Origin of the sequence: Nonomuraea sp. NPDC049784, assembly GCF_040659615.1 — a bacterium.
Classification (GTDB): Bacteria; Actinomycetota; Actinomycetes; order Streptosporangiales; family Streptosporangiaceae; genus Nonomuraea.
Genome location: NZ_JBFAMX010000345.1, coordinates 1 through 10,605 on the forward strand (window position 1 = coordinate 1; position 10,605 = coordinate 10,605).

A 10,605-nucleotide genomic window follows, 5' to 3' on the forward strand; every position below is an offset into this window, starting at 1 on the left:
GTGCGGGCCGAGGGCTTCTTGCGGCCCGCCACCAGCGTGTCGCCCGGCGCGGGAGCAGAGCTCTCCGCCCGTGTGGCGTCCCCGCCCTTAGCGCGCGGCCGCGGGTGCGGGGCCGTGTCTTCTGTGGCCGACGCGGCGGATTCCTCCGGCCCCGGGACAGGCGGTTTGTCGGGCGTGTCCGGCTCTCGGAGTGAGGCGATGACGCGGTCCGCCTCCGTGTCGGCCGCGAACTCGTTCGCCGCCTCGGACTCCCTCCGCCGGATCACCACCATGTGGTCCACCGACACCCGTCCCGCGCCCACCACGGCGAGCAGGAGGGAGGCGGCGCCGAGGAGGATGAGCTCGTTCATGCTGATCGGATTAAGCGGCGGGGCCACCAGGAAGACCGCCAGCGCCTCGGCGAACAGGATCAGCCCGGTGGCGGAGACGGCCAGACCGGCGATCAGGAGCGCGCCGCCGATGAGCTCGGTGAGCATGGTGACCGTGGCCCAGGCGCCGGGTGCGGGGGCACCCTGCTGGAGAAACTTCGCTCCGGTGGCCTTGAGCCCGTCTTCCAGCTTGGTCCAGCCGTTGGCGAAGAAGATGCCGCCCACGCCGATGCGGGCGACTAAAGCAGCAAGATCACGGAGGGCCTGTTTCACGGTAGTTGTCTGCCCTAATCGGGACATGGCACACCTCAATCACGGCTGAGCAGCATGGCCACCGCGACGGCGGTCAGGCTGAGCAGGACGACGCTGACGACCACGGTCGTGTGCAGAGCGTTCACGAAGGCCCACCGCGCGGCGTCCATGAGGGCGCCGCCCGCGCTGCCGCCGACCTCGTGGGCGACGTGCGCGGCCCCCGCGAGCGACTGCCTGGCCTGGTACATGCCGCTCGCGGACACCCCGGGCACGGAGGGCAGACCGGGGGCGTACACGATGGTGGTGATGGTGCCGAGCACGGCCACGCCCAGCCCGGCGCCCAGCTCGTACGCGGTCTCCTCGATGGCCGCGGCCCCGCCCGCCTGGGACTCCGACGCCGACGACATGATCGTGTCGGAGGCCGCGAGCAGCGCCACCTGCACCCCGAACCCGATGCCCACGAAGCAGAGCGCCAGCATCACGGGATGGCCCTCGACCCCCCAGCTCAGGGTGGGGGTCAAGGAGAGGGCGACGAGCCCGAGCCCGCCGCTCATCGTGGCCCGCATGCCGATCCTCGGCAGGATGTGGGCGGCGGCGAGCCCGCCGGAGATGGCCGAGATCACCAGCGGCAACATCCGGACCGCCGCGCGCAACGGACTGTCGCCGAGCACGAGCTGCAGGTACTGGGCGAGCATGAGCTGCAGGCCCACCAGCGAGAACACGCCGAGCAGCACGCCGACCACGCCGGTCGAGAACTCGCGCCGCCTGAACAGCCCGACCTCCAGCAGCGGCGCGCGCAACCGCGTCTGCCGGCGTATGAACAGGCCCAGCAGGGCGAGCCCGGTCAGGAACACCAGCACCGACGCCCACAGCGGCATCAGGGTGCCCGCGCCCGCCTCCTTCAGTCCGAACGCCAGCGCCAGGATGCCGAACACCGACAGCACCGCGCTCGTGGCATCCCACGGGCGATCCTTGCGGACGGGTGAGTCCGGGAGCAGGCGTACGGCGGCGGGCAGCAGCGCCAGCAGGATCGGCACGTTGATCAGGAAGACGGCGCCCCACCAGATGCCGACGAGCACGCCGCCGATGAGCGGGCCGACCGCCGCCCCGGCCGCCGCGACCGCGCTCCAGACGCCCAGCGCGATGGCGCGTTCGCGCCTGTCGGTGAACACCTGGCGGATCAGCGAGAGCGTGGCCGGCATGATCATCGCGCCGCCGATACCGAGCAGCGCCCTGGCCATGATCAGCGTCATCGGCGTCGGGGCGAGCGCGGCCCCGGCCGAGGCCAGGCCGAACAGCACGTAGCCGCACAGGACCAGCCGTTTTCGCCCGTACCGGTCGCCGAGCGTGCCGAACATGATCAGCAGTGGCGCGACCACCAGGGAGTAGATGTCGATGATCCACAGCAGCTGCACCGCGGAGGGCTCGAGCGCGGCCGTGAGCGCGGGCACCGCGATGTGCAGCACCGTGGCGTCGACGGTGATCAGCAGCAGACTCACGCACAGCAGAACGAGAATGGACCAGCGGCGGTCCCGGTGGTCCTGATCGGCAGTCCGTACGAGGGGTGCGGCCTGTGTGACGGTCATGGGCCTCCTTGCAGGCCGATCCGTTGACAGGGCCCGCACGTGCTCTTGGTCGGTGGCGCGGGAAGCCCGGCTCGACACTCGCTCCTCCCGAGCTCTTCAGCCTCGACTCCCACCGCTCCGGCTTGCGTCGCAGCTTAGGGCATGTCAGGCACTGGTCATAGCGGTATCGGACGATCCACCCCTGCCCGGGAACCTCTCTAGAGAGATACAGCCATATGTCGGTATCTATCCAACATTGGCCCACCAACCGATCATGGACCCGTGGGGACCACTGCAAGTGACAGAAATGGCAATATTTCCGACAGGTCCTCACGTGAATGGTGTGACGAGGCTCTGGCCAGGCTGAGCGCCGGTCGTCCCGAGTCCGCGCTCGACGCCGCCCGCCGCGCGGCCGACCTGGATCCAGGCGCGGAATGGGCGTACCGGCTCATCAGCCTCGCCCACGAACGGCTGGGCCGCGACGCCGACTCGGCGCCCGCCGCCGAGCGGGCTGTGGAGCTGGCCCGCGGCTCCTGGCCGGCCCGCCTGCGCCTGGCCGCGATCCTGCGCCGCGTCCCCGGCCGCTGGCAGGAGGCGGTGAAGCACGCCACGCTCGCCGGGAAGTTCGCGCCCGAGGAGCCCGGACCCGAGGTCATGCGGGGCGACCTGGCCCTGCTGCGCGGCGACCACATCCGCGCCGAGCAGGCGTACCTGGCGGCGCTCGCCATCGACCCCGGGCATCCCCAGGCCCGCGTGAACCTGGGCCTGTCCCTGCTGCGCTGGGACCGGCCACGCCCGCACCACGATCCCGCCTGGCCGATCGACCCGCGCGACACGGGCAGGGCCAGGCGGGCGCTGGAGGTCTGGTCCCGCCAGGCCCGCCTCCTGGTCGCCGTCGCCACGCTCGCGATCGCCGGGGCGGCGCTCTTCCTCGACTGGGGCGCGCAGGCCGTGCTCGGCGGGTTCGCGGTGCTCGTGCTGCTGGCGCCGCTGACGGTCAGGCAGGCGCGGCGGGTGGGTGTCTGGTCGTACGTGCCCGCGATGCTCTGCGGGGACCCCTGGCTCGGCACGGCGCTCGTCTCGACGGTGGTGTCGGTGGTCGCGTTCGCCGCCTGGCTGCTGCTGGGGGCGATGCCGTCCGTGCCGTCGGCGTTCGATCCGGTATGGGCGGGGCTGGCGGGCATCGTGGTGCTGGGCTGGCCGGCGCTGGCGGCGGTGCGGGCGCTGGCCGAAGCGTGGCGAGGCCATCCCCTCCTGGCGCTGGCCGAAACCGCCCGCGCCCGGACGAACCAGGCACAGCAGGCCGGGGCGGCGTGGGTGCAGGCCGAGCGCACCGCCCGGAGGAACATCGGCGTGATGCTCTGGATCCTCCTCGGCCGCACCTGGTCCGTGCTGGTCCCACTGGTCGGCGGGGCCTTGGCTGTGGAGCCGAGGGCGGCAGTCGTGGCGGTCGCGGTGCCGTACCCGATGATCCGCGGCTATCTGCGCACCCGCCACCGCGACGACCGATGGCTGCCGGTCGCCCTCGCACTCGTCGTCCTGTCCGCCACCGCCTGCGCGGCGGGCGGCCTGCTGGGAGCATGGCGGATGGAGCCGGCCGCGGCATGGGCGTGGCGGGCCGGGCTGGGCGCGATGGCCGCGGCGATGGTCGTGTTCGCCGCGAGGGCCGCGCGCGCCTGGTGGCGGGGCGGGCCGGGCCCGTGGCGGGCGTCTCTGATCATGTGCGACCTGCCCGTGGGCGCCGAGCCCTCCGTCGCACTGGACCCGGAGGTGCGCCAGACCTTCTCGTACGCCCGCAGCATCGTCCTGTCCTTCGGCGACTCCCTCGGTCCCAGGGTCGCGGGCGCGGTCGCGTCTGTCACGTCGTCGGGCGAGCTGCGGGTGATCCCGGAGACGGAGGCGTGGGACGCCATCGAGGCCGATCCCCGGGTGGCGGTGTTCGCGGCGGACCCGCTGCAGCGGCGGTTCTGGGTCGAGGTACGGGGGATCGCCATGGCCGACTCGGACGTCCTGCGCGTCACCCCCAAGCAAGTGCTCGTTGGTGAATTCCCTGGGCGACACCAGCGACGCTAGCTAGAATCTTGTTCTATGCGTACCTTGCGCACCCCGGAAGATCGCTTCGCGGACCTGCCCGGCTTCCCGTACGAGCCCCGCTACGCCGAGGTCGCCGACGGCCTGCGCATGGCGTACGTCGAGGCGGGCCCCGCCGGCGGCGAGCCCGTCGTGCTCCTGCACGGCGAGCCGACCTGGTCGTTCCTCTACCGGCACGTCATGGGCGAGCTGGCCGCGGCCGGGCTGCGCGCGATAGCGGTGGACCTGGTCGGGTTCGGGCGCTCGGACAAGCCGGTCGATCAAGGCGAGCACACCTACGCCAGGCACGTCGAGTGGACCCGCGCGCTGCTGCACGAAGCGCTCGGCCTGCGCCGCATCACCATGGTGGGCCAGGACTGGGGCGGCCTGATCGGGCTGCGGATCGCCGCCGAGCATCCCGGGAGCATCGCCAGGATCGTGGCGGCCAACACGGGCTTGCCCACGGGTGACATTCCCATGCCCGAGGTGTGGCACCGGTTCAAGAACGCCGTGCTCAAGGCGCCGGTGCTGGACATCGCCAGGCTCGTCCAGGCGGGCTGCAAGACGGAGCTGTCCAAGGAGATCCGCGCGGCCTATGACGCGCCCTTTCCCGACGAGTCGTACAAAGCGGGCCCCCGTGTCATGCCGAGCCTCGTCCCGATCACGCCCGACGACCCGGCCGCGCCCGCCAACCGCGCTGCCTGGCAGGTCCTCACGACGCTCGACCGGCCGTTCCTGGTGGCGTTCTCCGACGGAGACCCGATCACCGGAGGCATGGCGCCCATCCTGCGCACGTCGATCTCGGGCGCGTCCGGCCTGCGGCATCCCATGATCAGCGGCGCGGGGCATTTCCTCCAGGAGGACGCGGGCGTGGAACTCGGGCGTCAGATAGCCGCTTTCGTGACCTCCACCTAGCGTGTCAGGGGCGCCCAATCGTCGGTCCGGTGCGGTATAACCGGGGGCGGACCGGGGAGGCGTGATGCAGGAGTCCGGCAGGGCCCAGGCCGCGGGGCGGGCCGTGGCGCGGGATCTGTTCGAGAAGGTTCGGCTGCGTTATTACCAGATTCCCCCGGCCGTGCGCCGGGTCCTGTACGTGGTCGTACTGATCGCCATCATGGGCATGGGTGCGGCGCTCGGGTGGAACCTGCTCACGACCTTCCCCGTCGTCCTGCTGCTGCTCGCGTACATAGCGCTGACCATGCGCTTCCCGCGCGCCGCGGCGACCGTCCTGGTGGTCGCGGGCTGGGTCCCGCTGGCGCTCTACATCTTCTCCGGGCTGTTCCCCGCGGGCTCCAACGCGGTGCACCTGATGGTCGCGCTGGCCCTGCCCGTCGCCGCGGCCGCCCACCTCATCCGCTGGGTGGCGCCGTGGGTGACCACGCTGCTGGCGCTCGCGCCCGCCGGCGTGCTCGCCGTGCCGCTCTCCTTCGTCGCCGCGAGCGTGGCGGTCTGGGTGGCGTACGCCGTGGCCGCCGTGGTGCTGGTCTACCGGTTCCTGCTGGCCCGCAAGGTCAGGGCGGAGAGCGCCGCGGCCGAGGAGCAGCAGGTACGGATCAGGGTGCGCGAGGGCAGGCTCGAGCCGCCACAAGACAAGTCGGGCGGCCCGCCGCAGATCTCCGTCGAGGAGGCGCTCGGCGAGCTCGAGAGCATGGTCGGCCTGGCCCCGGTCAAGGAGCAGGTGCGCTCGATCGCCGCCTCCATCGAGGCGTCCAGGCTGCGGGCCGAGGCGGGCTACACCACCGGGCGGCCCACCAGGCACTTCGTCTTCGCCGGGCCGCCCGGCACCGGCAAGACCAGCGTGGCCCGTGCGCTGGCCAAGATCTTCTACGCTTTCGGCCTGCTGGAGACCCCCTACGTGGTCGAGGCGCAGCGGGCCGACCTGGTGGGCGAGTTCCTGGGCGCGACCGCGATCAAGACCAACGAGCTGGTCGACAGGGCGCTCGGCGGCGTGCTCTTCATCGACGAGGCGTACGGACTGGTCAACTCCTCCGACGGGCAGCCCGACAGGTTCGGCGCCGAGGCCGTGCAGACGCTGCTCAAACGGGCGGAGGACGACCGTGAGCGGCTGATCATCATCCTGGCCGGCTACGAGCAGGAGATGGCCTCGTTCCTGTCCAGCAATCCCGGTCTGGCCAGCAGGTTCGCCACCAGGGTGCGCTTTCCCGGCTACTCCCCCGCCGAGCTGGTCGAGGTAACCGAGCTGCTCCAGCGGCGCAGGGGCGACACGATGGACGGCGAGACCAGGCGGGTGCTGCTCGGCCTGTTCGACGACGTGCACCGGCGCGGCCTGGTCGACGAGCTGGGCAACGCCAGGTTCGCGCGCAGCCTGGTCGAGGCCGCCGCGCAGGCCCGCGACGTGCGCGTGGTGGGCGCCGGAGGCACCCCCACCACCCAAGACCTGGTCACCACCACGGCGCCCGACGTGACCAAGGCGTTCGACGAGCTGACCGCGCGCTTCCGCGGCTACGTCGCCACACCCACGCTGGAGGAGGCGCTGGCCGACCTCGACGGGATGGCGGGCCTGGCGCCGGTCAAGCGGCAGGTGCACGCCATCGCGGCCCAGCTCCAGATGGCGCGGATGCGGCAGGAGCGCGGGCTGCCCACGCCGCCGCAGATGCGGCATTTCGTGTTCGTCGGCCCGCCCGGCACCGGCAAGACCACGGTCGCCAGGGTCGTGGGGCGCATCTTCGCCGCGCTCGGCCTGCTGGCCAGGCCCGACGTGGTCGAGGCGCACCGGGCCGACCTGGTCGGCCAGCACCTCGGCGCCACGGCGATCAAGACGAACGAGCTGGTCGACAGGGCGCTCGGCGGCGTGCTCTTCATCGACGAGGCATACAGCCTGGTCAACCCCGGCTACCAGGGCGGCGACGCGTTCGGCGCCGAGGCCGTGCAGACGCTGCTCAAGCGGGCCGAGGACGACCGCGACCGCCTCGTGATCGTGCTGGCCGGCTACGAGCGCGAGATGGACTCGTTCCTGACCACCAACCCGGGCCTGGCCAGCCGGTTCAGCCAGCGCGTGGCCTTCCCCAGCTACTCGCCGCGCGAGCTGTCCGAGATCGCGGTGCTCCTGGCGGAGAAGGCCGGCGACACCTTCGACGACGAGGCGCTGCGCGACCTCGACGAGGTGTTCGCCTGGGTGTGCGAGGAGCGGCTGATCGACGGACTCGGCAACGGCCGCTTCGCCAGGTCGCTGTTCGAGCGCGCCGCCATGCGCCGCGACGTTCGGCTGGCCGCCCACGCCTCGCGCGGCGGGTCCGCCAGCTCGGCCGACCTGACGACGATCACCAGCGAAGACGTGCGCACCGCGGTCGACGAGCTTTCCGGACGTTGACCGTCTTTGGCGGTTGCCTGCGCGACGGCCGTCACTGATCTCCTCCCGCGGGGAGTAAGGCGGAGTCCCAGGCCGTGTCATGTTGTCTCATAGTGACGATGTGATGTCGTAGAGTGAGCGCGTCGGCGGCAACCGAGCCGATGTGCGGTGCGCGGCGGAAGGGGAGCGATGGCGGGGTTCTTGGCCCGCAGGCTGCTCAACTACGCCGTGCTTGTCGTTGTGGCTGCCAGCCTCGCCTACCTTCTGGCGGCCACGGCGCTTGATCCTCGTTCGAACTACGCGCAACGCACCCCCAAGCCTCCCCCAGCCGTCGTGGACGCGCAGCTCACGGCGCTCAACCTCAACGACAAGACGCCGCTGCTGCTGCGTTACGCCACGTGGGCGGGCGGGGTGCTGCGCGGCGACTTCGGCAAGTCCGTCGGGGGCGCTCCGGTCAACGACGATCTCAAGCGGCGCATGGGTGTGACGTTCCGGCTGGTCGTGCTGGGGATGCTGTTCGGGAGCCTGTTCGGGGTGCTGATGGGCGCCTTCGCCGCGGTCAGGCAGTACGGGTGGTTCGACCGCCTCTCGACCGGCCTGTCCTTCGTGGTGCTCGCCGTGCCGGTCGTGGTGCTGGCCAACACGCTGATCCTGGTCGCCGCCTGGGCCAACTCGAACGTCTTCGGCCGCTCGGTGTTCCTGGTGAGCGGCGAATACAGCGTCGGGCTCACCACCGGGTTCTGGGGGCAGTTGCTCGACCGGCTGCAGCACCTGATCCTGCCGACGATCTCGCTGTCGATGGGCCTCATCGCGGTCTTCAGCCGCTACCAGCGCAACATGATGCTCGACGTGCTCGGCGCCGACTTCGTCCGCACGGCCAGAGCCAAGGGGCTGAGCAGGCGCCAGGCGCTCATCAAGCACGCGCTGCGGACGGCGCTCATCCCGGTGGCGACCTATTTCGCGTTCACGTTCGGGGCGCTGCTGATGGGGGCCACGTTCACCGAGAAGATCTTCGGCTGGCACGGGCTCGGCGAGCAGCTGATCAACTCCATCTTCAGCAACGACGTCAACACTGTCGCGGCCATCTCCATGCTGGCGGCGGTCGCCGTGCTGTGCTCCTCGCTCGCCTCCGACCTGCTGCAGGCCGCGCTCGACCCGAGGGTGCGGGCGTGATGACGCTTTCCGACGAGGAGCTGGCCGAGGAGTTGTCCGGCGGCGCTCTGGGCCAGGCGCCGTCCAGGGTGCGGGTGGTCTCCAGGCGCTTCTTCCGCTCCGGGCAGGGGCAGATCGGGTTCGCGGTGCTGGCGCTGATGTTCCTGCTGGCCTTCGTGGGACCGCTGTTCAGCCCGTGGACGTACACCGACAAGGACTTCACGGCGTTCATGCAGCCGCCGTCGGCCACACACTGGTTCGGAACGCTCCAAACCGGGTCAGACGTGTACGCGGTGACGCTGCGCGGCATGCAGAAGTCCCTGGTCGTGGGGCTGCTCGCGGCCCTGATCTCCACGGCGCTGGCGGCCGTGGTCGGGTCGTTCAGCGGCTACTTCCTGGGGTGGACCGACCGGACGCTCAGCTGGGTGACGGATCTGCTGCTGGTGCTTCCAGGCTTTCTGATCCTGGCGATCATGTCGCCGCTGTTCGGGGCCGGGCAGTGGTGGCTGTTTGTGATCATGCTGGCGCTGTTCCTGTGGATGGTCACCTCGAAGATCGTCAGGGGGATGACAATCTCGGTGAAGGAGCGGGAGTTCATCCAGGCCGCCCGCTACATGGGCGTCTCCCCCGCACGGATCATCTTCCGCCACGTGATCCCCAACCTGTCGTCGCTGCTGATCGTGGACGCCACACTCAACGTCAGCAGCGCCATCCTCACCGAGACCTCGCTCTCCTACTTCGGGTTCGGCATCCAGCCGCCCGACGTGTCGTTCGGGACGCTCATCGCCGACGGGTCCAGGACGGCCGTCTACGCACCGTGGACGTTCTGGTTCGTGGCGGGACTGCTGGTGATCACGGTACTCGCGGTCAACCTCGTCGGCGACGCGCTGCGTGACGCGTTCGACCCCTCGGCTTCGCGGCGGAAGGCGCGGCGGTGAGCCCGGTTCTCGAGGTCAGCGATCTGAACGTGTCGTTCGACGGCGTGCCGGCCGTGCGCGGGGTGAGCCTTGACGTACGGCCCGGCGAGGTCCTCGGCATCGTCGGTGAGTCGGGCTCGGGCAAGTCGGTCACCTCGGCGGCCATCATGGGCCTGCTGCCACCGGCGGCGCGCGTCACCGGGTCCGTACGGCTGCACGGCAGGGAGCTGATCGGGGCCTCGGACCGGGAGCTGACGTCCTTCCGCGGCAAGTCCATCTCGATGGTGTTCCAGGACCCGCTGTCCGCGCTGACCCCCGTCTACCGGGTGGGCGACCAGATCGCCGAGGCGGTGCGCGTGCACCAGCGCGTGAGCAAGGAGACGGCCATGGTCAAGGCCGTCGAGCTGCTCGATCTCGTGGGCATCCCGCATCCGGCCGAGCGGGCGCTGGCCTTCCCGCACGAGTTCTCCGGCGGCATGCGGCAGCGCGTAGTGATCGCGATGGCCATCGCCAACGACCCCGACGTGATCATCTGTGACGAGCCGACCACGGCGCTCGACGTGACCATCCAGGCGCAGGTGCTGGAGGTGCTGAAGAAGGCGCAGCGCAAGACCGGCGCCGCGATCATCATGATCACGCACGATCTCGGGGTGGTGGCCGGGTTCGCCGACCGGGTGCTTGTCATGTACGCGGGGCGGCCCGTCGAGGTGGGCGACGTGGACGACATCTTCTACGGGACGCGGATGCCGTACACGCTGGGGTTGCTCGGCTCCATCCCGCGCGTGGACAGGGGCGGGCGGCAGCCGCTGACCCCCATCGAGGGCAACCCGCCCTCTCCGCAGGCGCTGCCGCCGGGGTGCCCGTTCGCGCCGCGCTGCCCGATGAAGATCGACGCGTGCGACGACCGGGAGCCGCCGCTGTTCGAGGTGGGGGCGGGGCACCGGGCGGCCTGCATCCGCTGGTCCGAGGTA

8 protein-coding genes are annotated in these 10,605 nt (G+C 71.1%); 6 read left to right on the forward strand and 2 right to left on the reverse strand.

All coding sequences use genetic code 11. The features are described 5' to 3' along the window. Both AB0J09_RS41945 and AB0J09_RS41950 read right to left on the reverse strand, forming a co-directional pair. Window positions 1-641 (reverse strand): DoxX family protein (locus AB0J09_RS41945; protein ID WP_360703919.1); only part of this gene is annotated, 641 nt, incomplete at its 3' end. 35 nt (window positions 642-676) lie between these two features. Beyond that, window positions 677-2,206: an MFS transporter gene (locus AB0J09_RS41950; protein ID WP_360703922.1), complete on the reverse strand. Its 1,530-nt coding sequence runs from the start codon at window positions 2,204-2,206 to the stop codon at window positions 677-679. Window positions 2,207-2,467: 261 nt separating this feature from the next. On the opposite strand from AB0J09_RS41950, the gene AB0J09_RS41955 reads away from it, so the two are divergent. From AB0J09_RS41955 to AB0J09_RS41980, 6 genes are all read left to right on the forward strand, one after another. Next, window positions 2,468-4,258, forward strand: coding sequence for a hypothetical protein (locus AB0J09_RS41955; protein WP_360703925.1), 1,791 nt, complete (start codon window positions 2,468-2,470; stop codon window positions 4,256-4,258). Between the two features lie 15 nt (window positions 4,259-4,273). Beyond that, window positions 4,274-5,170 (forward strand): haloalkane dehalogenase, encoded by an 897-nt coding sequence (locus AB0J09_RS41960; protein ID WP_360703927.1) that lies wholly within the window; start codon window positions 4,274-4,276, stop codon window positions 5,168-5,170. A gap of 64 nt (window positions 5,171-5,234) precedes the next feature. Beyond that, window positions 5,235-7,586: an AAA family ATPase gene (locus tag AB0J09_RS41965; protein WP_360703930.1), complete on the forward strand. Its 2,352-nt coding sequence runs from the start codon at window positions 5,235-5,237 to the stop codon at window positions 7,584-7,586. 168 nt (window positions 7,587-7,754) lie between these two features. Beyond that, a complete protein-coding gene (locus tag AB0J09_RS41970) occupies window positions 7,755-8,738 on the forward strand; it encodes an ABC transporter permease (protein ID WP_360703933.1) in 984 nt (327 codons plus the stop codon). Then, the gene (locus tag AB0J09_RS41975) at window positions 8,738-9,655 is read left to right on the forward strand and encodes an ABC transporter permease (protein WP_360703936.1); all 918 of its coding nucleotides are present in this window, start codon (window positions 8,738-8,740) and stop codon (window positions 9,653-9,655) included. The genes AB0J09_RS41970 and AB0J09_RS41975 overlap by 1 nt, the downstream gene beginning before the upstream one ends. Next, on the forward strand, window positions 9,652-10,605 hold a 954-nt coding region (locus AB0J09_RS41980; protein ID WP_360703939.1), incomplete at its 3' end, for an ABC transporter ATP-binding protein. The genes AB0J09_RS41975 and AB0J09_RS41980, both read left to right, overlap by 4 nt.